Annotated in this window: 25 protein-coding genes; 19 read left to right on the top strand and 6 right to left on the bottom strand. The window is 71.5% G+C overall.

Features of this window, described 5'->3' with window-relative positions:
- Window positions 1-9: 9 nt before the first annotated feature.
- Window positions 10-540, top strand: a complete 531-nt coding sequence (locus HNR73_RS22755) for a PadR family transcriptional regulator (protein ID WP_184789619.1) — start codon at window positions 10-12, stop codon at window positions 538-540.
- A gap of 49 nt (window positions 541-589) precedes the next feature.
- Complete coding sequence (locus HNR73_RS22750; RefSeq protein ID WP_184789618.1) at window positions 590-1771, top strand: epoxide hydrolase family protein; 1182 nt, start codon at window positions 590-592, stop codon at window positions 1769-1771.
- 6 nt (window positions 1772-1777) lie between these two features.
- On the opposite strand, the gene HNR73_RS22745 is transcribed toward HNR73_RS22750, so the two are convergent.
- On the bottom strand, window positions 1778-2317 hold the full coding sequence (locus HNR73_RS22745) for a metallophosphoesterase family protein (protein WP_184789617.1): 540 nt from the start codon (window positions 2315-2317) through the stop codon (window positions 1778-1780).
- Window positions 2318-2453: 136 nt separating this feature from the next.
- Here HNR73_RS22745 and HNR73_RS22740 point away from each other — a divergent pair, with 136 nt between their 5' ends.
- Both HNR73_RS22740 and HNR73_RS22735 read left to right on the top strand, forming a co-directional pair.
- On the top strand, window positions 2454-3095 hold the full coding sequence (locus HNR73_RS22740; RefSeq protein ID WP_184789616.1) for an RNA polymerase sigma factor: 642 nt from the start codon (window positions 2454-2456) through the stop codon (window positions 3093-3095).
- On the top strand, window positions 3092-4144 hold the full coding sequence (locus tag HNR73_RS22735) for a CU044_5270 family protein (protein WP_184789615.1): 1053 nt from the start codon (window positions 3092-3094) through the stop codon (window positions 4142-4144). Before HNR73_RS22740 ends, HNR73_RS22735 begins: the two co-directional genes overlap by 4 nt.
- A 48-nt stretch (window positions 4145-4192) precedes the next feature.
- Here HNR73_RS22735 and HNR73_RS22730 read toward each other — a convergent pair whose 3' ends face one another.
- Window positions 4193-4948 (bottom strand): alpha/beta fold hydrolase, encoded by a 756-nt coding sequence (locus HNR73_RS22730; protein WP_184789614.1) that lies wholly within the window; start codon window positions 4946-4948, stop codon window positions 4193-4195.
- Window positions 4949-5016: 68 nt separating this feature from the next.
- Between HNR73_RS22730 and HNR73_RS22725 the strand changes: the two genes are divergently transcribed.
- Window positions 5017-8052: an AfsR/SARP family transcriptional regulator gene (locus HNR73_RS22725; RefSeq protein ID WP_184789613.1), complete on the top strand. Its 3036-nt coding sequence runs from the start codon at window positions 5017-5019 to the stop codon at window positions 8050-8052.
- Between the two features lie 9 nt (window positions 8053-8061).
- Here HNR73_RS22725 and HNR73_RS22720 read toward each other — a convergent pair whose 3' ends face one another.
- Complete coding sequence (locus HNR73_RS22720) at window positions 8062-8739, bottom strand: TetR/AcrR family transcriptional regulator (RefSeq protein WP_184789612.1); 678 nt, start codon at window positions 8737-8739, stop codon at window positions 8062-8064.
- A 113-nt stretch (window positions 8740-8852) separates the two neighbouring features.
- On the opposite strand from HNR73_RS22720, the gene HNR73_RS22715 reads away from it, so the two are divergent.
- On the top strand, window positions 8853-9974 hold the full coding sequence (locus HNR73_RS22715) for a DNA glycosylase AlkZ-like family protein (RefSeq protein ID WP_184789611.1): 1122 nt from the start codon (window positions 8853-8855) through the stop codon (window positions 9972-9974).
- Window position 9975: 1 nt separating this feature from the next.
- Here the strand turns inward: HNR73_RS22715 and HNR73_RS22710 are convergent, their stop codons facing one another.
- Window positions 9976-10497, bottom strand: coding sequence for a MarR family winged helix-turn-helix transcriptional regulator (locus HNR73_RS22710; protein ID WP_184789610.1), 522 nt, complete (start codon window positions 10495-10497; stop codon window positions 9976-9978).
- A 58-nt stretch (window positions 10498-10555) separates the two neighbouring features.
- Between HNR73_RS22710 and HNR73_RS22705 the strand changes: the two genes are divergently transcribed.
- From HNR73_RS22705 to HNR73_RS40820, 10 genes are all read left to right on the top strand, one after another.
- Entirely contained in the window at window positions 10556-11407 is an 852-nt protein-coding gene (locus HNR73_RS22705) for a hypothetical protein (RefSeq protein ID WP_184789609.1), read from the top strand.
- A 50-nt stretch (window positions 11408-11457) separates the two neighbouring features.
- Complete coding sequence (locus tag HNR73_RS22700) at window positions 11458-11742, top strand: hypothetical protein (RefSeq protein WP_184789608.1); 285 nt, start codon at window positions 11458-11460, stop codon at window positions 11740-11742.
- A complete protein-coding gene (locus HNR73_RS22695; RefSeq protein WP_184789607.1) occupies window positions 11739-12032 on the top strand; it encodes a hypothetical protein in 294 nt (97 codons plus the stop codon). The genes HNR73_RS22700 and HNR73_RS22695 overlap by 4 nt, the downstream gene beginning before the upstream one ends.
- A gap of 293 nt (window positions 12033-12325) precedes the next feature.
- The gene (locus tag HNR73_RS22690; RefSeq protein WP_184789606.1) at window positions 12326-12538 is read left to right on the top strand and encodes a dodecin; all 213 of its coding nucleotides are present in this window, start codon (window positions 12326-12328) and stop codon (window positions 12536-12538) included.
- 282 nt (window positions 12539-12820) lie between these two features.
- A complete protein-coding gene (locus tag HNR73_RS22685; RefSeq protein WP_184789605.1) occupies window positions 12821-14110 on the top strand; it encodes an ATP-binding protein in 1290 nt (429 codons plus the stop codon).
- The gene (locus HNR73_RS22680; RefSeq protein ID WP_184789604.1) at window positions 14107-14559 is read left to right on the top strand and encodes a roadblock/LC7 domain-containing protein; all 453 of its coding nucleotides are present in this window, start codon (window positions 14107-14109) and stop codon (window positions 14557-14559) included. Before HNR73_RS22685 ends, HNR73_RS22680 begins: the two co-directional genes overlap by 4 nt.
- A gap of 3 nt (window positions 14560-14562) precedes the next feature.
- Window positions 14563-14919, top strand: coding sequence for a DUF742 domain-containing protein (locus HNR73_RS22675; RefSeq protein WP_184789603.1), 357 nt, complete (start codon window positions 14563-14565; stop codon window positions 14917-14919).
- Window positions 14900-15517, top strand: a complete 618-nt coding sequence (locus HNR73_RS22670; protein ID WP_184789602.1) for a GTP-binding protein — start codon at window positions 14900-14902, stop codon at window positions 15515-15517. Before HNR73_RS22675 ends, HNR73_RS22670 begins: the two co-directional genes overlap by 20 nt.
- Window positions 15514-16728, top strand: a complete 1215-nt coding sequence (locus HNR73_RS22665; protein WP_184789601.1) for a cytochrome P450 family protein — start codon at window positions 15514-15516, stop codon at window positions 16726-16728. The genes HNR73_RS22670 and HNR73_RS22665 overlap by 4 nt, the downstream gene beginning before the upstream one ends.
- 10 nt (window positions 16729-16738) lie before the next feature.
- Window positions 16739-17953 (top strand): cytochrome P450 family protein, encoded by a 1215-nt coding sequence (locus HNR73_RS40820; RefSeq protein ID WP_184789600.1) that lies wholly within the window; start codon window positions 16739-16741, stop codon window positions 17951-17953.
- A gap of 295 nt (window positions 17954-18248) precedes the next feature.
- On the opposite strand, the gene dacB is transcribed toward HNR73_RS40820, so the two are convergent.
- On the bottom strand, window positions 18249-19865 hold the full coding sequence (dacB, locus tag HNR73_RS22655) for a D-alanyl-D-alanine carboxypeptidase/D-alanyl-D-alanine endopeptidase (protein WP_184789599.1): 1617 nt from the start codon (window positions 19863-19865) through the stop codon (window positions 18249-18251).
- A gap of 162 nt (window positions 19866-20027) precedes the next feature.
- Here dacB and HNR73_RS22650 point away from each other — a divergent pair, with 162 nt between their 5' ends.
- Window positions 20028-20504, top strand: coding sequence for a pyridoxamine 5'-phosphate oxidase family protein (locus HNR73_RS22650; RefSeq protein WP_184789598.1), 477 nt, complete (start codon window positions 20028-20030; stop codon window positions 20502-20504).
- An 87-nt stretch (window positions 20505-20591) separates the two neighbouring features.
- Window positions 20592-22193 (top strand): CLIPPER-2 domain-containing protein, encoded by a 1602-nt coding sequence (locus HNR73_RS22645; RefSeq protein WP_184789597.1) that lies wholly within the window; start codon window positions 20592-20594, stop codon window positions 22191-22193.
- 629 nt (window positions 22194-22822) lie between these two features.
- On the opposite strand, the gene HNR73_RS22640 is transcribed toward HNR73_RS22645, so the two are convergent.
- Window positions 22823-23563: a MarR family transcriptional regulator gene (locus tag HNR73_RS22640; protein ID WP_184789596.1), complete on the bottom strand. Its 741-nt coding sequence runs from the start codon at window positions 23561-23563 to the stop codon at window positions 22823-22825.
- 226 nt (window positions 23564-23789) lie between these two features.
- Between HNR73_RS22640 and HNR73_RS22635 the strand changes: the two genes are divergently transcribed.
- Complete coding sequence (locus HNR73_RS22635) at window positions 23790-24461, top strand: DUF4097 family beta strand repeat-containing protein (RefSeq protein WP_184789595.1); 672 nt, start codon at window positions 23790-23792, stop codon at window positions 24459-24461.
- Window positions 24462-24465 lie beyond the last annotated feature (4 nt).

Genomic DNA, 24465 nt, shown 5'->3' with positions numbered 1-24465 from the left:
TCTGGGCGCATGTCGCTGCCGCACGCGATCCTCACGGCCCTGCTGGAGAAACCCTCCTCGGGTCTGGAACTGACGCGCCGCTTCGACCGGTCGATCGGCTTCTTCTGGTCGGCGACGCATCAGCAGATCTATCGCGAACTGAGCCGGCTGGAGGGCGCGTCACTGATCCGCGCGGTCCCGCAGCCGCCGAGCCGCGGGAGCCGCAAGGAGTACGAGGTGCTGCCCGCCGGGCGGGGGGCGCTGCGGGAGTGGGTGGCCGAACGCCAGGACCCCAAAGCGATCCGCGAGCCGCTGATGCTGCGGCTGAGGGCGGCCGCGGTGGTCGGTTCGGCGGGCCTGCGGGCCGAGCTCCGGCGTCATCTCGACCTGCACCGGCGGCAGCTCGCCGAGTACGAGGCGATCGACCGGCGTGACTTCGGGGCGGGCGCGCGGACCGAGGCGGAGCTGCTCCAGCGGCAGGTCCTGCGTGCCGGGACCGAGCTGGAGTCCTTCTGGATCGCGTGGCTCACCAGGGCCCTCGACGAGCTCGGCGAGGAGTGAACGGGCCCCACCGCCGGGCTCGCGGTGATCGGCGAGCAGAGTGATCCACATGGCCGGCGACGAGATCCTTCCCTTCCGTGTTCAGGTTCCGCAGAAGGACCTGGACGACCTGAACGTGCGGCTCGACCTGACCCGGTGGCCCGATGAGCTGCCCGGTGTCGGATGGGCCTACGGCGTCCCGCTCGGGTATCTGCGGGAGCTGGTCGGGTACTGGCGCCACGACTACGACTGGCGGGCCGCCGAGGCGGCGCTCAACGAGTGGCCGCAGTTCACGACCGTGATCGACGGCGCCACCGTGCACTTCGCGCACATTCGTTCGCCCGAGCCGGACGCGACGCCGTTGATCATGACGCACGGCTGGCCCGGGTCCATCGTGGAGTTCACCGAGGTCGCCGGTCCGCTGACCGATCCGCGCCGCCACGGCGGCGACCCGGCCGACGCCTTCCACCTGGTGCTGCCGAGCATCCCGGGGTTCACGCTGTCGGGTCCCACCACCGAGCCCGGCTGGGAGTTCCGGCGGGTCGGGGCCGCCTTCGGCGAGCTCATGCGGCGGCTCGGCTACGGGCGTTACGGAACCCAGGGCGGCGACTGGGGCGCGGCGATCGCCCGTGAGATCGGGCGGACCCGCCCCGAGCAGATCATCGGCGTGCATCTGAATCTGCTTCCCGGGGCGTCGGCGGCGGCCGAGCCGACCGAGGAGGAACTGGCGGGTCTGGATCCGGTGGAACGGGCGGCGACACTGGCGTCGTGGGCGCGGCAGGAGGAATGGGACCGCGAGCGGGTGGGCTACGCCGTGCTGCAGGCCAGCCGGCCGCAGACACTGTCGTACGCGCTGGCCGACTCGCCGGTCGGGCAGCTGGCGTGGATCGCGGAGAAGTTCGCCGAGTGGAGCGATCCGGGCATCGCCCTCGACCGCGATCACCTGCTCACCAATGTGATGCTCTACTGGCTTACCGGCACCGGGGGCTCCTCAGGGCGCGTCTACTACGAGCGGGCGCACACCGACTACGGCGGCCCGATGTACCTGCCGTCGTCGGCGCCGACGGCCCTGGCGGTGCTGCCGCACGACAACTTCATCCCGCTGCGGCACATCGCCGACCGGAGCAACAACATGGTGCGCTGGACTCCTTTCGAGCGCGGCGGGCACTTCGCGGCGATGGAGGTGCCGGCGGAACTGGTCGCCGACATCCGGGGCTTCTTCGGTTCGCTGCGACTGGGTCCCCGCGGCTGACCGCGCTCACATCCCCAGGACGGGCCCCGCGTGGCTCGCCGCCACCAGGTGAGTGACCCAGCCGGTCTCGGTCGATTGGTGCAGCAGGAAACCGGTCGGCTCGGCCAGGTAGCCCGGCGGGCGGTCGTCGTGCATGCGCAGGGCCGTCTGCCGGTAGGTGCTCGGCGCCGTCGCGACCAGGCTCCCCGCGAAAGGCGCGACGACCGTGCGGTGGACGTGCCCGGCGAGGACTCGGACGACCCGGGGATGCCTGGCGACGACGTCGGCGAGCGCGGGTCCGTCGTCGAGGCGGATCCCGTCGAGGAAGGGGATCCCGACGGCGAGGGGCGGGTGGTGCAGGCAGACGACGGCGGGCACGTCGGGCCGTTCGGTGAGCACGCCGTCGAGCCAGGCGAGCTGTTCGGCGCCGAGGAGCCCGGCCGGGCTGTCGGGGCGGCGGGAGTCGAGGGCGACGACGCGGGCGAGCGCGTGGTGGAGCCCGGCGGCGGGCTCGGCGGCGAGGGGTCCGGTGCGGATGTGGGGGTCGCTGAGGTGCGCGATCAGCATGTGTTCTCCGTCGTCGAGGGCGTCGCTGATCGCCAACGCCGGTCACTGCGGGGCATTCCCTCCCGCATCCGCTCCCGGCACTGTGACTCAGGTCACGGAACCTGCCGCTTCGGGTGGACAGTCAACGGATGTGGAGATGAATTTGCGTGCCCGCGTTCGCTCCGGTGACCCCGAGGCCTTCCGGGAGCTGGTCGCCGAGCACGCCCGCGCGGTGTACAACCACGGCTTCCGGCTCACCGGCAACTGGTCGACGGCCGAGGACGTCGCCTCGCTGACCTTCTTGGAGTCATGGCGGCTTCGGGAGAAGGTCGACGCCGGCGAGGAGGGCGCTTCGCTGCGGCCCTGGCTGCTGGGCATCGCCACGAACGTCGCCAGGAACATCCGCCGGGCCGCCCGACGCCACGACGGGGCCATGATCCGGGTCCCGCTGAGCATGACGGTCCCCGACATCGCCGACGCGATCACCGACAGGGCCGCCGACCGCCAGCGTCTCGCGCTGACGATGGCGGCGCTGAAGAGGCTGCGCAAGACCGAGCGCGAGGTCATCACGCTGGTCGTGTGGGCTGAGCTCGACTACGCCGAGGCCGCCGAGGCGCTGGGCGTGCCCGTCGGCACGGTCCGCTCGCGGCTGTCGCGGGCGCGGGCGAAGCTCGCCAAGCTCGTGAGCTCGGGTCGCCTGAAACCTGCTGAAGAAAAACGGGAACCCGATCCACGGAACGGACAGGTAATAGGAGACCGTGACAAAACGGTCCGGCTCGCTCAGGAGATCAACCAATGAGAAGCGAAGACCCCCAGCCCGGCTCGGACGAACGTGACGAGTTGGCCCGGCTCCTGCCGGCGCCCCCCGAGCGGGAGATCCCGAGCGGCCGGCAGCGTCAACTCCAGGAGTTCGTGGTGAACCACATCCAGGACCAGGGCACGACCGCACCTCCCCGCTCCCCCAAGCGTCGCTTCGCCTACGCGACCGGCGCGCTGGCCGCCGTCGCCGCCGCGGCGGTCGTGCTCGGCGTCGCCACCGGCGGCGGAAACGTCCCGCCGCCGGGGCAGAAGACGGCGGCCGAGATCGAGGCCGCCCGGGTCATCGAACTGGCCGCCTCCTACGCGGAGGCCCAGCCGTGGGAGCCGCCCGGCCCCGACCAGTGGATGTACATCAAGGACCACAGCGTCTCGGCCAGCGCGATGAGCGAGTACAAGGGCATGCGGCCCGAGTCCGTCGACGAGACCTGGATCAGCTACGACGGTTCGAGGTTCGGCGAGCTCGTCGACGGCGAGGGAGAGCCCGAAGTCGGCGGGTACCTGAACGACGACTCGTACCCGTACATGCTGAGCCTTCCCGTCGAACCGAACGCCCTGATCGACGCACTGGAGAAGGAGCTGGTCGGGGACGGGGCCGTTCCGCGCGACGAGGCGTCATCGGGCACCACCGACGACGGCGTCGGCCTCCCGGGGAACCAGGAGGAGTGGAACGCCTGGTTGTTCGCGCGGATCTCGGCGATCCTCCGGGACAACCTGCTCCCGCCGAATCTCACCGCAGCGCTGTGGCGTGCCGCGGGCATGATCCCGGGCGTCGCCGTGGAGGGGACGGTCATGGTCGAGGGCCGGGAGACCCTCGCCGTCGGCCGGGTCACCGAGGCCTGGCAGCACGAGCAGCTCCTCGTCGACCCGGAGACCTACGAGTTCGTCGGCTACCGGTCCGTCGCCATCGCCGACTTCAGTTACCCGCCCTTCGGCGACGACCCCGCGGTCACCGAGACCGCCGGCACGACGCTGTGGGAGCTGACCAGGCTCGACGCCGGATTCGTCGACAACGTCGGGGACAGGCCCTGATCGAGCGAACGGGAAGGGCGGGCCTCGCGGCCCGCCCTTTCGCCGTGTTCACCCCTCGTCGAGGAACTCCCCGATCATCGGCGCCAGCCAGTCCGCCCGCTGCGGGATCGTCGTGTGGGTGCTGCCGGGCAGGATCGCCAGGCGCGAGGCCGGAAGCCCCACCAGGTCTCCCGCCACTCCCCCGCCGAGCAGACCGAAGAACTCCACGGCGTGCTCGTTGCGGACGATGTCGGAGTCGGCCAGCACGATGAACGCGGGCGCTTCGAGCGCGCTGACCTCCTCCCTGGTCCACTGCTCGGGCGCGGCGTCCTGCGCCTTGACCTTCTCGACGAGGTTCGGCCAGCCGTCGGGGTCGGGAGCGGTGCGCAGGTACTCCTCGTGGAACTCCGAGCCGTGCAGGTGCTCGGGCCGCAGGTCGGCGATGCCGTCGAGGAGGCCGGGGTGCAGACCGTCGTTGTCGAAACTCATGGAGGCCAGGACGAGGCGGCCGACGCGCTCGGGGTGGTCGGTGCCCAGTCGCAGCGCGACCGCGCCGCCCATGCTCCAGCCGAAGACGTCGGCGCGTTCGACGCCGAGGCGGTCGAGGAGTTCGACGACGTCGGCGGCGAAGGCGCTGAAACCGAATGGCCGGTCGATGTCGCGGGTGCGGCCGTGGGCCTGTAGTTCGACGGCGATGACCCGGCGGGTCTTGGCCAGCAGCGGCAGGAACTCCCCGAAGGAGGTGCCGATACCGGACAGGGCACCGTGAATCAGGACGAGCGGGCGGCCCTCGCCGGTGCCGTGGTCTTCGTGGTAGATGTCCATACCCCCGAGAATCGGCGTTGCCGCTTACGATCGCCTTCAGCTCCCCTTACCGACGGAAGGACCCCCTCGTGCAGTTCGGCGTGCTCGGCCCCGTCATCGCCGTCACCGATTCCGGTGACCCCGTCGTGGTGCCCGGCGCCAAGGTCCGGATGCTTCTGGCCGACCTGCTGGCCAACCGCAACCGGGTCGTGTCCGCCGACCGGCTCATCGACGACCTGTGGGGCGAGGACGCCCCGGCCAACCCCGCCGGGGCGCTCCAGGTCCGGGTTTCCCAGCTGCGCAAGGCCCTCAACGACGCCGAGCCCGGCGCCCGGGACCTGCTGGAGTCGCGGCCTCCCGGGTACGTGCTGCACGCGAAGGACGTCGACGCCGACCGCTTCACCGATCTGGCCGCCGCGAGCGACGTGCGGCGGCTGACCGAGGCCCTCACGCTGTGGCGCGGCGAGGCCTACGCCGACGTCGCCGACGAGGACTTCGCGCGGGCCGAGGCCGTGCGGCTGGCCGAAGGGCGCCTCACCGCGCACGAGCGGCTCGCCGAGGCCCGGCTCGCGCTCGGCGAGCACGACCGCGTCGCCGCCGACCTCGCCGACCTCGTCGCGCGCCACCCCCTCCGTGAAGGGCTGCGGGCCCTGCAGGTGCGTGCGCTGTATGCGGCCGGGCGGCAGTCGGAGGCGCTGGAGAGCTACGGCGATCTGCGCGAGCGCCTCGCCGACGAACTCGGTCTCGATCCGGGCCCGGAGCTGGTCGCCCTGTACCGCCGGATCCTGGAGCAGGACGCGGGTCTGAGCGCGCCGCCGCGCGCGGCGATCGTCCGCAACAGTCTCCCGGCCCGCCTCGACGAACTCGTCGGGCGTGCCGAGGCCCTGGCCGAACTGCGCGGCCTGATCCCGGAGCGGCGGCTGGTCACGCTGATCGGGCCGGGGGGTGTCGGCAAGACACGCCTGGCCACGGAGGCCGCTCGTGAGCAGGAACCGCCCGACGGGACGCACCTCGTCGAGCTGGCACCACTGCCGGCCGGTGACGACGGCGTCGCCGAGCGGATCCTCGACGCTCTCGAACTCCAGGAGGCCTCCGGTAGCGCGGCGGCGCCCGAAGAGCGCTTGTCGACGGCGCTGCGGGAGCGGCGTCTGCTGCTGGTGCTCGACAACTGCGAGCACGTCATCGAGGCGGCCGCCGAGGTCGTCGCGCGTCTGCTGCGCGACGCTCCCGGTGTGACGGTCCTGGCGACGAGCCGCGAGGCGCTCGGCCTGGCCGGGGAGACGCTGTGGGAGGTCCCGCCGCTGGCCGTCCCCACCGACGGCGACGACCTCGACGCCGTGCGCCGCTCGGCCGCCGCGCGGCTCTTCGCGGCCCGCGCGGCGGCTCAGCAGCGCGGTTTCCGGCTGGACGAGAAGACCGCCCCCGCCGTCGCGAAACTCTGCTTCCGCCTCGACGGGCTCCCGCTCGCGCTCGAACTGGCCGCGACCCGCGTCCGCTCGCTCGGGGTGCAGGGAGTCGTCGACCGCCTCGACGACCGTTTCGCGCTCCTGGCCACCCGGCAACGTGACGTCCCACCGCGCCAGCGGACCCTGACGGCGGTCATCGAGTGGAGCTGGGACCTCCTCGACGACACCGATCGCGCGGTCCTCGCCCGGCTCGCGGTCTTCCGTGACGGGTGCACCGCCGAGGCCGCCGAGCGGGTGTGCGGGGCCGACCTCGACGTCCTCGCGCGCCTGGTCGACCGTTCGCTCGTGGTCAGCGACGAGACGTCCGAGGGTGTCCGTTTCCGGCTGCTGGAGTCGGTCGCGGCGTTCTGCCTCGGCCGCCTCGACGACGGCGAAGCCGTCCGCGCGCGGCACGCCGAGTACTACACGGTGCTCGCCGAACACGCCGACGGTGAACTGCGCGGCCCCCACCAGCGCGAATGGCTGGCACGGCTCGACACCGAGTCGGCGAACCTGCGGGCGGCCCTCTCCCACGGTGGCGGGTTGCGCCTGGCCATGGCGCTGACCTGGTACTGGTTCCTGCGCGGAAGGCTCACCGAGGCGCGGCGCGCCCTCGACGAACGCGGCGACACCGTCGAGGAGACCAGCGCGGCGGCCTGGCGGGTCGGGTTCGCCCTCCTTCAAGGCGACGAGCTCGCACCGGAGGTGATCGAGGCCGCGCTGGCCGACGCCGCCTCGGACCGGGCCGTGTGGTTCACAGCCGCGGCGGTCCTCGACCGGGGTGACCTCGTGCTCGCGGCCCGTCTGCTGCCCGAAGGCGCGGGCGATCCGTGGGTGGAGGCGGCATCACTCAGCTCGCGAGCGATGATCGCGCACGCCCAGGGCGACCTGGCCGAGCTCGAACGCACGGCGTCGCGCAGCGACGAGATCTTCACCGGGATCGGCGACCGGTGGGGCTGGCTGCAGGCCAACGGCTGGCTCGGCGGCCTCGCCGAGATGAGCGGTGAGCACGAGCGGGCCGCCGCGCTGCACCGCGAGGGCCTGCGCTGGGCCGAGGAGCTGTCGCTGTGGCCGGAGGTCGGCGGGAAACTCTCCTGGCTGGCCTGGATCGCCGTCCAGACACGGGAATACACGCTGGGCCGGGAGCTGGCCGAGCGGTCTCACCGGATGGCGCTGGAGCAGGGTGCCCCCTCGGCGATCATCTTCGCCGAGATGAGTCTGGGTCTGGCGGCCCGGCGGGAAGGGAAACTCGACCTGGCGACGGTGCACCTGTCGAGGCTGGCCGAGCGAGGCCGCGTGGCGCCGGAGAAGGCCCTGTACCTGCCGATGATCCTGGTGGAGCTCGGCTACGCCGTCGAGCTGGAAGGCGACCGGGCCGGTGCGCTGGCGCTGCACGTGGAGGCCTTCGAGGCCGCCTCGGCGATGCGTTCCCCGCGTGACGGTTTCGGTGCCCTGGAAGGCATGGCGTCGGCGACCGACGATCCCGAGGCGGCGGTCAGGCTGCTGGGTGCCGCCGCCGCGTGCCGGTCGTCGGCCGGTGCGCCCGCGGCTCCCGCCGAGCGCGATGAGATCGACCGTGTGACCGAGCGGCTCGTGGCGGTGCTCGGCCGGGAGAGTTTCGACGCCCTGTACGCCGAGGGGGGCCGGCTGGACCCGGAGGCGGCCAGGGCGCTGGTGTGAGGGCGGCGATCACCCCCGCGCCGCGATGCGTCGCTCGATCCCGTCCAGGAAGGCCGTCAGTCCGAACGCGAAGGTGTCCCCCGGTGCCTCGTTGTAACCCGCCCCGGCCGATTCCAGGCGTGCGCGCAGTCGTGGGAACGACGCCGCGATCCGGGTCGCCTCGTCGATCGACTCGCGCATGACCTCCGCGGGGTCGCCGCCGTCGAGGTTGACCTTGCGGGCGAGCGCGACGTTGGCCGAGGCGCCGACGGCGTTGCCGAGGGCGAGCATGAAGGACGCGGCGGCGGCCTGGTCGGCCTGCTCCGCGCTCAGGCCCGCGGCCTCGTAGGCGGCGAGGAGGCTGTCGTCGAAGCGGCTCTTGCCTTCTCCGTAGAGGAAGTGACCGGCCATGGCCTGGACGAGCCAGGGGTGGCGGTGGAGCGTCTCGTTAAGGCCGGTGGCGAGTTTCGTCGCGGCGGCGCGCCAGCCGAGGGCGCCGGGGTCGGGCAGGGCGATCTCGTGCCAGACCTCGTCGACGGCGAGTCGTACGAGGTTGTCCTTGTTCTTGACGTGCCAGTACATGGCCGTCGGGGCCGAGTTCAGGCGCTTGCCGAGCGCGCGCATGTTGAGGCCGTCGAGTCCTTCGGCGTCGAGGATCTCGATGGCGGTGCGCACGATCTGTGCGGCGGTGAGCGTCGGCTTCTGCATGGGGCGAGACTACGGGACGCTTGCACTTAGTACAGGACGCGGGTACGGGGCGGCTCACTCCGTCGTACCCGCGTCCTAGTCTGGAAGGCCACGACGTCGAGCGGAGGTCCCCAATGGCGAGCGCAGGTCCGGCGCCGCACAAGCTGTCGCGTGCGGAGGCCCGCCGCGTGGCCGTCGGCGCTCAGCTGCTCGACGAGCCGCGCCCCGCGGGTCTCCACGATATCGTTCGCGCCCTGACGCTCCTCCAGGTCGACCAGACCGCCGCCGTCGCGCCGAGCGCCGACCTGGTGCTCTGGAGTCGGCTCGGTTCTGCCTATGACCGCGCCGAGCTGGCGTCGGCGCTGGAGAAGCAGACGCTGATCGAGCTCCAGTCGATGATCCGGCCCGCCGAGGACATGGTCCTCTACCGCACCGACATGGCCGACTGGCCCGGCAAGGGCGAGCTCACCGACTGGCGGGCCGCCCAGGCGCGCTGGGTCGAGGCCAACGACGGCTGTCGCCGCGAGATCCTCACCGCCTTGGCGATGTCGGGGCCGATGACCGCCCGCGAGCTGCCCGACAACTGCGCGGTCCCGTGGCGGTCGTCGGGCTGGACGAACGACAAGAGCGTGACCCGGCTGCTGGAGTTCATGGTCCAACGGGGTGAGGTCGTCGTGGTCGGCCGCGAGGACCGCGACCGGCTGTGGGAACTCGCCGAACGCGTCCATCCCGACGTTCCGCTCCTGCCCGCCGATGAGGCGGTCCGGCTGCGGGACGAACGGCGGCTGCGTTCGCTGGGCATCGTGCGCGAACGGGCCGCGGACATGCAGATCGAACCGAGCGGTGTCGGTTCGGCCGGGGAGCCCGCGGTCATCGAAGGCGTCAAGGGCAAGTGGCGCGTCGACCCCGAGCGCCTCGGCCGTCCCTTCACCGGCCGCGCGGCCCTGCTGTCGCCCTTCGACCGGCTCGTCTACGACCGCAAGCGCGCGCTGGCCGTCTTCGACTACGACTACCAGGTCGAGATGTACAAGCCCGCCGCGAAGCGCCGCTGGGGCTATTTCGCGCTGCCGATCCTGTACGGCGACAGGCTCGTCGGGAAGCTCGACGCGACCGCCGACCGCGCGGCGGGCCTGCTGCGCGTCGCCGCCGTGCACCGGGACGTGACCTTCACCGGGGAGATCTGGGACTCGGTGGACGCCGAGATCGAGGATCTCGCGCGCTGGCTCGGCCTTGAGGTCGACACCGGCGGGGAGTGAGTCAGGCGCAGCCGGTGTCCCGCACGGGCAGGTCGCGTGACTCGACGGCGATCACGAGCTTGCGCAGCAGGTCGGCGAGGGTGCCTCGCTCCTCCTCATCGAGCACCGACAGCAGCGCGTTCTCGTCGTGCTGCTCGGCACCCGACTGCCGCTCGAAGGCCTCGTGCCCGGCGGCGGTGAGCCGGACGTGGACGCGTCTGCGGTCGTCGGTGCCGGGCGTCCGCTCGATCAGACCGGCCTCCTCCAGCGGTGCCAGACGGGCCGAGAGCGCGCCACGGGTCAGGCCGACGAGGTCGGCGAGGTGCGAGGGGCTGGTCGTGTAGGGCTCGCCGAGACCGCGCAGCCGCAGCAGGATCTTGAACTGCCGGTTGGCCAGTCCGCCCTCGTCGAGGATGTCCTTGCGGGTCTGGGCGGTGTGCCGGGAGAGGATCCACAGGCGCATGAAGATCGCCTCCTTGACCGGATCCAGCCAGCTGAGTTCGCGGGACCAGACGGCGACGTGACGGTCGACGGAGTCGGTCATCGAAGGCTCCAAAGTAGTTTCCTTGTGGATGGTTTTTCGCCTGACTACCTTCCCGAGCATGACCGACATCCTGAACGGCACGCACACGACCGCCACCGTCGCGGTGGGCGAGATCCTCGACGCCGCACGCGAACTGGCCCGCGCGGGCCGCACGGCCCGCGCCCTGACCCTGCTCGACTCCGTGGAGACCTCCGACCCCGCCGACCGCGCCCGCCTCGCCCTCGCCGCCGCCGACGCGCTCATGGAGACCGCCTGGTTCACCGACTTCGGCGGCCTGCCCGCCCGGCTGGCCACCGTGGACGAACTGGCCACCGCCGCGGAACTCGCCCCCGACGACCGCTGGGATCTCGCCTTCCTGCACCTGCGCCACGACTACGCCGCCCTGATCCTCGGCGACGGGTCCTTCCAGCCCGGCCCGGACGGCAAGGACCCCGGCACGATGGCCGCCCTGCGCCGGCGCGGCGGCGAACTGCGCAACACCGCGCCCGACCCGCACCGCCGCGGCTGGGCGCACATGTACCTCGGACTGATCGCCGACAACGTCTTCGCCGAACGCGCCGCCGCCTTCCCCGAATACCTCGCCGCGCTGGAGGCGGGCGAGACCGGAGACGACCTGCTGGCCCGCGAGGCCCTGCGCCACCTCGGCGACCACGCCCACGGCGACGGCGAACACGCACTCGCCCTCGAACGCTGGCGCCGCGCCACCGCGCTCGGCGCCCGTGCCGGGAACGTCGCCGGCACCCTCTCCCAGCAGATCCTCCTGGTCGTCTCGGCCCGCGACGCCGGTGACGAGGCGGGCGCCCGCGCGCTCGCCACCGAGATCGCGCGCTGGGCCGAGGCGATGGGGGCCGACCGTCTCGCCGAACGGGCCACGTCGCTGATGAGCGGCGACACCGAGGTCGCGAGCTGACGCGAACCACGCACAAGCGAGGCCGCGCTCGCCGGGCGCGGCCTCCTCGCGTGCGAGCACCCACCAACCACGCTCCCGCGCTGCGACTGAGCCCGCACGCACGTCCCGGCACGAAGGCGTTTTTGACCGTCGTGCTGCCGGCGCTGATCGCCGGGGCCGTCGCACTCGCCGACATCGCCTACCGGACGCTCCTCCCGGCTCCTGGGCCGCCGACGACGGCCTCGCCGGCGTCGTCGACCACGTCGTCGTGGGACTCCCTGATCGTCGCCGCGGCCGGATGCGCAGCGCTGCTGGCGGTCCTGCGCCGAAACGCGTCTCGACGGGGACCGTCGTGACGCTTCGCGGGACCTTCAGGGCCGTCACCGTCGACCTCGCGGCGGCCGAGGCGGTGTGGTTCGACGAACGGGTGGTGCGGCACGCCTCGGACGGGCAGCGCGTCACCCGCACCTACACGATCCCGCTCCCGTGCGCCCGCACCGCCGGCGGCGGACCGGTCGAGATCCCGCCGAGCAACGGCGAACGACGGCTTCCCCCACCCGAACCGGCCGCGCTCGTGTCCGACCCGGCTTCCGGATTAATGCCGCCATTTCCCCAAGACGTGCGACTCGCCGTGACATCGCGATGAATGGTCCGCGGGAATGAAACACGGAATGGCCCGTGGAAACCATGTCCACGCCGAATTGTTTCGCCGTGTTTCGGCTTCCTGAAACGCTGCGGCCTGCGAGATCATCTCCAGTGGGCGGCTTGGCGGGCCGGGCGGCGACCCGATGAACAATGGTGAATCATTCGCGAGAATGATCAGTGCACCCCCGTGACCAGAGAAAAAGCGGAGCCGGGCTACTCGCCGGTTTAAGCGTTGTGGGGACCCGTCCCGTGCGAGTCTGGAAAGAGACACTTTCGGCGAACGAGGTGAGCGTCATGTCCCACGTCTACCGCGTGACCGAGGTCGTCGGGTCGTCCACGGAATCGATCGACGACGCCGTCCGCACGGCCGTCGAACGCGCCTCGCGGACCCTGCGCAAGCTCGACTGGTTCGAGGCCACCGAGATCCGCGGGCACATCCAGGACGGTGCCGTCGCGCACTTCCAGGTCACCGTGAAGGTCGGCTTCCGGCTCGACGACGAAGACTGAACCCCGCTCCGCGCCCACCGGGCCGCCCCACGCCGACGCGTACGATGTCCTACGAGCCTACGGGCGGTTCCGCACCGGCAGTCTGGTTCGTGCCGCTATGGCCGATTGATGATCGTATCGACATGTTACGATGCACTTCCGCCTTGTCCGGGCAACATCACTCAGGGTGGAGTCCCACTTCGGCTCAGCACGACCACTGTATCTCCAGCACGGGGACGACCACAACGAAGGAAAGTTGTGCCTGAACTTGTATGGATTGGCGCCATAGTCATTGTGGCGGCGTTGTTCGCATTCTTTCTCTCGCGCCAACGCGCACAGAACAAAAGAGCACTGGAGGCCGAACGGGAACGCCTGACGGCGGCGGTCGGCGAAGTGGAAAAAGCCCGCGGCTACAATCTCGCCTACGTCAACGAGGCCCGTTACCTGGCCGAGGTCCGCGTCCCCGCCTTCCTTGAGGTCCACGCCCGGCACACCCCCGGCGTGGCCGTCCCCGGGCTCGCGCAGCCGACCTTCGAGGGCTCGGCCCTGGCCGGGGCCTACCAACAGGTCCTCGACGGGATCGGCAAGTCCTTCGAGGTGATGCGCCACGACGTCGGCGGCTCCGCCCGCGTCGTCGTCGAACACCTCCTCGACGAACCCCTCGTGCGGATGACACGCCTGAGCTCGGGCATCCTCGCCGAGATCGAACAGCACCAGGACCCGGCCGTCATCGAGTCCCTCATGCGCCTCGACGCGCTCGCCTCCACCGCCCGCCACGCCGTGCAGCGCGGGCTGATCCTGGCCGGCGCCTGGCCGGGCGTGCAGCGCGACACCAGCCCCATCGGCGACATCATCGAAGGCGCCCGGGGCCGCGTCGAGACCCACACGAGCATCAAGCACCTGTACAGCAACACCGCCGCCGACGTCTGGGTCCACGGCCGCATCGTCGAGCCTCTCGTCGTGGCGCTCACCGAACTGCTCGACAACGCCGCCAAGCACTCCGCTCGCCCGGTCGACGTGAAAGTCCAGGACGCCGCCACCGGCTACGCGATCGTCGTCGACGACGCCGGCATCGGCATGAACAACCGGCAGCGCGACCGCGCCAACGCCCTCATGAGCGGCGAGTCCACCGTGGACATCACCGACCTCGGCGAAGGCCAGGTCGGCTTCCACATCGTCGGCGCCCTCTGCAGCCGCTACGGCTTCCGCGCCGAGATCGCCGGGCCCTCGGCCTTCGGCGGCACCCGCGTGGTCATGCTCATCTCCCGCGACGACATCTCCACCGAGACCGCCGCGGCACCCCCGGCCCCCGGTGCCGAACCGAGCGCCGCCCGGCTGGCCAACCCGCCGATGCAACGCGAGGTCACCGCCGCGGTCCCCGCTCCCCGCCCCCGCCCGAGTCCCGGTCCCGTATCCGAGTCGGAGCGCACGGTCTCCGGCCTCCCGGTCCGCCAGCGCGGCCCGAAGCCGCCACCGAGCACCGCCGGCCCCGACGCGGCCAAGCACGTCGAGTTCGACGCCGACGAGGCCGCGGCCGGCCTGGCGAACTTCTCGCGCGCATTCACCGACACCGACGAAGAGGAGCGCAAATGACCGGCCAGGAGCACATCGATGCCGAGATGGGGCGCCAGCTCGACCACATCACCCAGGAGAACGGCTGCCTGCACGCGGTCCTGTTCACCGGTGACGGTCTGCTGAAGGCCAAGTCCTCGGGTATCGACCGCGCCGACGCCGAGCGCGCCGCTGCCGGGCTGACCGGGATCGGCTCGCTGTCCCGCGGCCTCGTCGACTTCTGCGGCACCGACGAACTGACCTGGCGCCGGACCATCGTCGACTTCGGCGACCACACCGTCATGGTCCTCACCGCCGCCGCGAACACCTACCTCGCGGTCTCGGTCACCGCCGGCCTGACCAGCGACCAGATCGTCGTGGTCACCCATACCGCCGTCGGCGTCATCAAGGCCATGAACGAATACCTCGGCGCCCCCGAGCGGGTGCGCGGGACGGGACCGAACTCGCCGAGCGCGTACGAGCGGGTCTAGGCCATGACGCCCGTACGCCGCAGCCGCATCGGCCTGGTCCGGTCGCACACCCCGACCGACGGCCAGGCCCGGCCGGTTCGATCCAGTCTGGACGAGAGCACTCTGCTGTACCCGGACGCCAACGTCGACCGCGGCGGGCTTCCCGTCATGGCCAACCGGGTCATGGACCTCCTGGCGCCGGGCGTGCTGTCGCTGGCCGAGATCAGCGCCCACGTCCGGCTCCCGGTCCCGATCGTCAAGGTCATCGCCGCCGACCTCGTCGCCGGCGGGCACGTCCTGGCGCGCACCCCGGCGCCACCCGAACAACGCAACGACTGCGAACTGCTGGAGAGGATCCTGCATGCCCTCCATGAGCTCTGAGGTCCACCACCTGCCGGCCAGCGTCACCCAGAGCGTGAAGATCATCGTGCTGGGACCGTTCGGCGTCGGCAAGACCACGCTCATCAACAGCGTCTCCGAGATCCGTCCACTGTCGACGGAGGAGACGATGACCCAGTACGGTCAGGCCGTCGACGATCTGGCCGACCTGCCGGACAAGACCACGACCACGGTCGCGATGGACTTCGGCCGGCTCACCATCGGCGACGACATCGCCCTGTACCTGTTCGGCGCGCCCGGCCAGCCCCGGTTCCGCACCTTCGTCGACGACCTCATGCTCGGCGCGCTCGGCGGCATCGTGCTCGCCGACACCCGACGCATCGACGCCAGCTTCGACCACATCGACCGGCTGGAGAACGCCGGCGTGCCCTATGTCATCACGGTCAACAGCTTCGACGGTGCGCCCGAGTACAGCGAGGAGGAGCTCCGCCAGGCCTTCCAGCTCGACGACGACACGCCGCTGGTCATCTGCGACGCGCGCCGCCGTGAGACGGCCAAACTCCCCCTCATCTCCCTGGTCCGTCACCTCCTGGCGCACACCGACGCCAGCGCACCCCGGCCGGAGCCCTCCCGCACATGAGCGACATCCCCGTCCACGTCCCGCAACTGTTCGGCGACGCCTTCGCGCTGGACCCGAACCCCACCTACGCCGCCCTCCGGCTCGCCGGGCCGGTGGCCTGGGCCGAGCTCTCCCCCGGGGTGCGGGGGCTGGTCGTCACCAGCCATCCCGCCGCCGTCGAGCTGCTGTCGAGCCCGGCGGGCGTCTACACCCGCGACACCCGCAACTGGACCGCCCTTGCCGAGGGAAGGGTCCCGCCGGACAGTCCGCTGCTCGGCATCCTCGGCTGGCGCCCGAGTCTGCTCTACGCCGACGGCGCCGAGCACGCCCGGCTGCGCACGGTCATCGAGGACTGCATGTCGCGGGTGCGTTCCTGGCGGCTGAAGGAGATCACCCGCGAGGTCGCCCTCGGCATCATCACCGAGTTGCGCGCCAACGGCCGCGCGGATCTGCTCACCGAGTACGCGATGGCCGTTCCGCTGCTGGTGTTCACCGAGCTGCTCGACTGCCCGCCGGAGACCAGCCGCGGCATGGTCGAGGCCTGCGCCAAGATCATCGACGCGACGCCGGACGCCGCCGAGGCGGCCGAGGCCTTCGGGGGGATGCTCGCCGGGCTCGTGGCGCTCAAGCGGGAACGCCCGGGCGACGACCTCACGAGCTGGATGATCTCGCACTCGGCGGAACTGAGCTTCGAGGAGGTCGTGTCCAGCCTCTACACCCTCATCGGCGCCGGGCACGTGCCCACCTCGACGTGGATCGTGCAGGCGCTGAAGCTGCTGCTGACCAACGACGACTACAGCGGCGACCTCACCGCCGGTGCCGTCAGCGTCCGCCGCGCCATGGAGAAGGCGCTGTGGGAGGCCAGCCCGCTGTCGACCTTCACCTTCCACTTCGCGATCAGCGACACGCGGCTGCACGGCGTCTTCATCCCCAAGGGCGTGCCCGTGATGATCAGCCACCACGCCACCAACACCGACCCGTCGCTGCCGTCGACGATCTCCTACGACTCCCGCGCCCACCTCGCGTTCAGCGCGGGCGAGCACCGCTGCCCCGTCCCCGTGCACGCCGCGATCATCACGCAGGAGGCCATCACCGCCGTCCTCGAACATCTCTGGGACGTCCGGCTCACCGACCGCGGGCGGATCCCCAACCGGCCCGGTCTGTTCCACCAGTGCCCCGCCCACCTGAACGTCGCGTTCACCCCGGCGGCGGCCGCCACCCCCACCAGGTAAGGAGCACGACGTGAACCACCCCTCCACCGCTCCGGTCCTTCTCGACTCCACCGGCACGAAGTTGTATCAGCAGACCGAGGAGCTGCGAGGCTTCGGCGATGCCACCCGCGTGGCCCTGCCCGGCGGTTTAACCGCGTGGTCGGTGACCTCCACGGCGATGATCAAGTCGCTGGCGACCGATCCCAGGGTCACGCGCGACCCCCGTCGCGGATGGCCCGGTTTCAGTGAGGAGACGCAGCCTCCGTGGCTGATGCCGTGGACGCCGGCGTCGATGTTCAACGCGACCGGGACCGACCACGGCCGGCTCCGCAAGCTGATCAGCCCGGCCTTCACCGTGCGGAGGGTCGAGGCGATGCGCCCGGCCATCACCGCCATCGTCGACGAGCTGCTCGACGCGCTGGGGACGACGCCGCCCGGTACGGTCGTCGATCTGCGCGAGACCTTCTCCTACCGGGTGCCGATCACGGTCATCTGCGATCTGCTCGGGGTGCCGCAGGATCAGCGTGCGCTCATGGCGGAGGTGATGGAGGCGGCGGTCAACACCTCGCTGTCGGCGGAGCAGGCCGTCGCCAACGGATACGCGATGTTCAAGGCCGCCATCGACCTCATCGCCTACAAGCGCGAGAACCCCGGCGATGACATGACCACGCGGCTGCTGGGCATCCACGAGGACGGGGACCGGCTCACCGAGCAGGAGCTGGTCGCGATGGTGATCACCACCGTCGGCGCCGGTTCCGAGACGGCGGTCAGCCTGATCGACCACTCGGCGGTCGCGTTGCTCACGCACCCCGGGGCCCTCGCCGCCGCGCAGGACGGTGACCGCTGGGACGACGTGCTCGACGAGTCGCTGCGCCGGGATCCGCCGATCATGCACATCCCGCTGCGGTACGCCCTCGACGACATAGAGACGCCCGACGGGACGGTGATCGCGAAGGGCGATCTCATCCTGATCGGTTTCGGCGCGGTCGGGCGCGATCCCTCGGCGCTGGCCGACCCGGACGTGTGGGACCTCGACCGGGAGGACAAGTCGCACCTGGCCTTCGGGCACGGGATCCACTTCTGCATGGGCGCGCCGCTGGCGCGGCTTGAGGCGACGGTGGCGTTGCGGCGGCTCTTCGAGCGCTTCGACGTGGAACTGGCCGTCAAGCCGGACGAACTGCGGCGGCAGCCGTCGTTCATCGGCAACGACTACAGCGCGGTCCCCGTCCGGCTGACGCGCCGCTAGGGACGGCGAGGATTCGAGCCCCGGGCCGCGACGGTGCCCGGGGCTCGCCCGTCGGGGCCATCGTCGCGCGTTCTGGCGGGCGATACCTGCGCGGTCGAGCGCCTGGGCGAGGCGATGTGGGCGTTCCCGCCGCCGAGGTCCCGACATCGGTCCACGGGCTCGTGCCGCGGCCGCGCGAGGTGGTGGGCAGTCGGTAAACCCGGCGCCGGTAAGCGGCACGACCTGAGCGGCCGCCTCCCCTCGGGAACCCGCCGGGGAGGCGGCCGCGTTCCTCGACCGGCCGTGAGGCCGGGGCTCAGAGCGTCAGGTAGGCGGCCGTGGCGATCTCACCCATCGCCTGGGCGACCACGCCGCCGTGGGCCATCGGGTCGCCACCCGGCAGGCGCTGGTTCATGAACAGCCCGAAGGTGACCCAGCGTCCACTGGGGAGGCGCACGAACCCGGCGAGGGCCTTGTTCAGGGCCACCGGGGCCGGGTCGCCCGGCGGCGGCATCAGTGCCGCCGTGCCGGTCTTGCCGTAGACGTGCCCGGCGGCGGGAGAACCGGGCTGGACGTCCTTGAGGCTGCCGTCGACGCCCATGATCGGCAGCGCCTCGCGAAAGCGCCGGAAGTCGCGCCGGCGCGAGACGTGCCGGAGGAAGGTGGTGAACGTCGCCGGGGTGTAGAGGTCCCCGGGCGACTCGGCGGTGTCGGGGTCCAGCCCGGCCTCGGCGAAGAGTTCCCGGCGCAGGGCGGAGTAGCGGGCCTTGGGTGCGGCGGGGTCGCCGCCGGCCGTCGCGCCGACCACGTACGGGAAGGTGACGGTGTGCAGGTTCGAGCTCACCTTGAGCATGACCTTGACCTGGTCGTGCAGCGGCGGTGAGACGTGCTCGGCGAGCAGGTGCCTCCCGTCGTCTCCTCCGGGGGTCTCGGCGGAGGGCCGGGCGTGCACGCCGTGCCGCCGCAGCGACTCCGCGAAGAGTGTCGCGGCGAAGCGGGTGGGCTCGGCCACGAAGTAGGCGATGAACTGGTCGGGGCCTCCGGCCGTCACGTCGCCGGTGAGCGTGACGGTGCGGGAGCCGTCGGGGGCGGCGGTGTCGGCGGTGAAGGCGAGCCTGCGGGGTTGTCCCGTGCCGTCGGTGGTGGTCACGTCGTTTCGGACGGTGACGTGGCCGGTCCGCGGCGAGACGCGCAGGCGGGCGAGGTCGCCGGGACGTGCGCCGGGGACGACGGTGACGTCGACGATGTTGTCGTTGACCATGATCGGGGAGATGGTGGCCTTGAGGCCGCCGTTGGCCATGTCCTCCTGTGCCTCGCGGAACAGCGACGTGTCGATGAGGACGCGGCCTTCGACGCGTCGCAGTCCTTGGCGTGCGACCTGCGCGGCGAGGTCGTCGACGACGGCGAGGGGATCGCCGGGCGCGGGCCGCGCTCCGGGCATGGTGCCGTAGGAGTGGTCGGGTTCCGGGAGGGCGATCGTGCCGTCGCGGCGCAGGCGCCCGCCGATGAGCAGGTCGCCGCCGGCGACGAGGACGAGGTCTCCGTGGAGGACGCCTTTGACGACGCGGCCGGTGCGGTGGACCGTCGTGTGGAAGCGGCGGTCGGCGCCGAGCGCGGCGAAGGCCGTCCCGGCGACGAACACCTTCATCGAGGAGGCGGCGGTGAAGAGGGTTCCGGGTTCGACGGAGTACGCGGCCTCGCCGGTGTCGGCGTAGCGGAACTCCATTCCCCAGTGGGCTCCGGCGAACTCCGGGCGGCCGGTGATCGCCCTGACCCGCGCGTCGAGGTCCCGGGACGATCCGGCGGCCGTGGCGGTGTGCGGGCCGAGCAGCGATCCGGCGGCGGCGAGGGGTGCCGCGCCGAGCATCCCGAGGACCGAGCGCCTGCCCCAGCGGGGCGCCTGCGTCCGGGGGTGCGGGGGGACTTGAGCCATGGGACGGACTCCATCCGTCGAGGTGGGAAGGTCCGCCCAGTTCTACCGGCGGGAACGTATGGCGGGCGAACCGCTGGAACATACGCGGGCGATATGCCGACCGTGGGCCATCGTACGGTCGTGCCACAGTGGTCGGTCACCGACGACCGAACGGAGCCGTACATGAACGAGTTCGCCGATACCGCCCGCGCACTCATCGCCGAGAACAAGTACATGGTGCTCGGTACCGCCGACGCCTCCGGGACACCGTGGACGACCCCGGTGTTCTTCAGCCCGGACGGGCATCGCGACTTCTACTGGGTCTCGGGGCCGACGACCCGCCATTCGCGCAACATCGCCGGCCGCCCCGAGGTCTCGATCACCGTGTTCGACTCGCGCTGCGAGATCGGCACCGCCGAGGCCGTGTACATGAGCGCGACGGCCGCCGAGGTGCCCGCGGACGAGCATGAGCGCGCCCTGCGGATCTTCAACGCCAAGCTGGACGTGGCCAGGCACTTCACGGTCGCGATGGTGCGGGAACCCGACGTGTTCCGCCTGTACCGGGCGCGGGTGACGGAGCACTCGGTGCTCATCGGCGGCAGCCACCCGCTCAACGGGAAGGGGCACGACTCGCGCGTGGTGGTCGACCTGACGGCATAGACGCCGAGGTGAAAGCCGCCGGGACCGGCTCCCGCCCGGCGGGAGATCTCCGCATGAGCAGGAACTGTCTCCTTTAGACTGTTTTGCATGCTTCTCTCCGCAAAACGGATGTTCGCCGCCCTGAGCGCGCTCGCGGTCTCCGCCGTCGTGGCCTGCCTGCCCGGCGCCGTCGAGGCGGCCCCCGCCGCCGACGGAACGCTGCTGGTCGCCGAGCCGTTCACCGGAGCGAGTGCCGACGCCCGCTTCCGCGCCTATGGGAGCGCCTGCCTCACCGGTGCCGCTCCCGGCTCGACACCCCCGGCGGGCCTGCACCCGCTGGGCGCGTGTCCCGACGGCCGCGTCGGTCCCGTCCCGCCGGCCGACGGTGCGCCCTACGGCTTTCTCCAGCTCACCGACGCCGGCAACGACCGCACCGCCGCCGTCCTCTTCGACCAGGCGCTCCCCGCCGAGGAGGGCGTCGAGGTCACCTTCGACCAGTACCAGTACGGCTCGACCTCGCTGCCCAATCCCGCCGACGGCATCTCCTTCTTCCTCGTCGACGGCTCCGGCGGGCTCACCGCGCCGGGTGCCTTCGGAGGCAGCCTCGGCTATGCCCAGAAGCAACCCGACAGCGACCCCTCCCGGCCCTTCATCCCCGGTGTCGACAACGGCTACCTCGGCATCGGCCTCGACGTGCTCGGCAACTACTTCGGCGACTGGGAACGCCGCGGCGACGACTGCGACGAGCGCTCTCCCTCCGGGACCGCCTTCTACGTGCCGGCGCCGGGCCGGAACATGGTCACCGTGCGCGGCCCGGGCAACGGAACCTCGGGCTACTGCTTCCTCACCGCGACCACGAGCAACTTCTCCACCACCGGCCCGTGGCCGTCGACGCTCCCGGGCGAGCTGCACGGCCCCCTCACGAACATGCCGGCGGGAACGACGCCGCAGCAGGCGGCCGCGCTGCTCGCGCCGTCGAAGCGGACGGTCACCGTGCGGATCACGCCCGGCCCGAACCCGCGGGTGACGGTCGCCATCGACTTCAACGACGGCGCCGGTTCGCAGCAGGTGCTCGCCTTCGCCGCGCCCGAGCCGGTCCCGGCGACCTACAAGTTCGGTTTCGGCGCCTCCACCGGCCTGTTCACCGACGTCCACCTCATCGGAGACGTCACGGTCCGCTCCCTGCGCCCACTGGCGATGCTCGACCTGGCCAAGGACACCGACACCGAGCGCGTCTACCGTCCCGGCGACGAGGTCGAGTACACCTACGCCGTCACCAACGTCACCGGCGTTCCGGTCCCCGACATCAAGGTCGTCGACGACCGTCTGACCGGTGTCACCTGCGACTCCACGAGCCTCACCCCGGCCGGCACCGACGGGGACTCGACGACCTGCAGGGGGACCTACACGGTCACCGCCGCTGACGCCACCGCCGGGAAGGTCACCAACACGGCCCACGCGACCGGCGACGACGACCGGGTGGTGTCACCGGACGACAGCGTGACGATCAAGGTCGAGGCCGGTCCCGGCCCGAGCCCGTCGTCGCCCGATCCCTCGTCGGCGGGTCCGGTTCCGCCGGCGGAACCGGAGCCGCCGAACCTCGCGGTCACCGGGACGAGCGTGTGGCGGATCGCGGCCGCGGGCGGCACGGTTCTCGCGGCGGGCGCCCTGCTCATCCTGGTGTTGCGCAGGCGCGCGAACGATCACTGACCGCGCGACGAGCTCCGCCGGCCCGTTCCCGGCGGGGCATCCCGCTCGGCCCCGGACAGGGCCGTCGGCGCACTGGGTAATGACTCCGTCACATCCTTCGTTTCGCCCTCGACGCCTCCGGCGGACCGTCACCTACCGCGATGGCATCCCCGCCGGAGGTCGACCACGGTCCCTCCGCCGAATGAACGACCGCTACCGGGTCTCCGGACCCGGGACCCGCCACTCGCGCAACGTCGCCGGACGGCCCGAGGTGTCGATCACGATGTTCGACTCGCGCCGCGAGGTCGGCACCGCCGCGGCGGTCCACATCGGCGCCACCGCCGCCGAGGGGCACGAGCGCGCCTTGAGGTCGTCAACGCCAGGCTGGACGAGAGCGGGCACTTCACGGTCGCGATGGCGCGTGGGCCGGACGTCTTCCGCCTGTACCGGGCGAGGGCGAGCGAGCACTCGGTGCTCGTTCGCGGCAGCCGCCCGCTCAACCGGCAGGGGCGTGACTCGCGGGTCGTGGTGGATCTTCGTGAGCAGGGCCCATCGGCCCGCGGTGTCCTGACCTGGGCGCGGCTCACCGCCACCCTCACTCCAACACCACACATCGTCGATCCTCCCGGCGCTGGAGCTCCGATGCCTCCTCAGCCGGCAGCGTCATCCTCGCTACCGGCGGGCGGCTGGGAGTGGAGGAGTTCGCGGACCTGGTCGGCGGCGCGGATGATGCTCTCGCCGATGTGGTCGCCGAAGCGGGCCATGTTCTCCAGGCGGCCGCCGGCCGGGGTCTCGCGGCCGAGGACGGTGACGCCCTGGCGGGCGACCTCGGCGAGCCGGAGCATGCCGCGGGCGCTTTCGATCGTGGACTCGTACCAGACGTCTCCGTCGACGAAGTAGCGCTCGCGGCGACGGTCTTCGCGCTCTCGGCGGATGAGGCCCTGGCCTTCGAGACCCGCGATGGCCTTGGACACGGTCGCCGGGCTGACTGCGAGGCGCTGGACGAGTTCGGCGGCGGTGACGCTGCCGGTGTCGGCGATGAGCAGGCAGGTCATGACGCGGGCGGTCATCGTTGGCATGCCCTGCTGCATCAGGAGAGCGGTGAACGTCTCCTCGTACTCGTGCACGGCCGCGTCGTCGCGTCCGAAGCCCGGCGCGGGCGCTCCTCGCCGTGGCGGTGCGGTGCGCTTCGGCCGGCGGACGCGTCGCTCGGTGGCGAGGTGGGCCAGGTCGGCGCGGTAGCCGTTGGGGCCGCCGTTGCGCATCACCTCCCGCGTGATGGTCGAGGTGGGGCGGTCGAGTCCGCGGGCGATCTCGGCGTAGGGAAGGTCTTCGGCCAGCCCGCGCGCGATCCGCTGCCGCTCCTGCTGGGTCAGTCTTCGTCCCGACACCGTCGTCTCCCATCGTGTCGGCCGCGTGGCCGACGGCATAGCGTTCGATTTCAAACCAACGCAACGGTATCACCCATTGCGTTGCGTTAGATTTACCCGGCTCGCAACAGTTTCAGGCCCTTGACCTGCTTATTTATGGATTCCACGCCGCCATCTTGTTGCTGTACATCTGAACGCAACGTAGCGTTCCTCATGTCAGAAACAAACAGAGCACGAGGAGAAGGTCATGCGGAAGTTCGAGACCCCGACCCCGATCACCGCCGTCATCAACGTCCCCGCCGGGCGCGTTCAGGTCATCGCCGCCGACCGGAACGACACCACCGTCGAGGTCCTGCCCGCCAGGTCTGGCAGGGGTCGCGACGTCAAGGCCGCCGAACAGACCGCGGTCGCATGCGGCGACGGATCGCTGAAGGTCACCACCACATTGGCGGGCGGGCAGATTCTGGGCCCATCCGGCTCGGTCGAGGTGACCGTCCAGGTCCCGTCCGGCTCGAACATCGAGGTCGAGTCCGGCGGCGCCGAGTTCCGGGGCGTCGGGCGCTTCGGGGATCTCAAGGTCAACGGGGTGGCCGGGGCGGTCAAGGTCGACGAGGCGGCGAGCGTCCGTCTGGCCGTCCTCGGCGGCGACGTCACCATCGGCCGGCTCACCGGTCCCGCCGAGATCAGCACTCACCAAGGCGACGTCCGCATCGGCGAAGCCGACTCCGGCTCGCTCGTGCTCAGCACCCAGATGGGCGACGTGATCGTCGACGCCGCCCCCGGCGTCTCCGCCACCCTCGACGCCCGAACCGGCCTCGGTCGCATCCACAACGCCCTGAGGAACACCGAAGGCGCCACGGCCGCCCTGGCGATCCGCGCCACCAGCGGCCATGGCGACATCACCGCCCGCAGCCACTGACCCC

Origin of the sequence: Phytomonospora endophytica, from assembly GCF_014202425.1 — a bacterium.
GTDB lineage: Bacteria > Actinomycetota > Actinomycetes > Mycobacteriales > Micromonosporaceae > Phytomonospora > Phytomonospora endophytica.
This window is presented reverse-complemented; position numbering and strand designations above follow the sequence as displayed.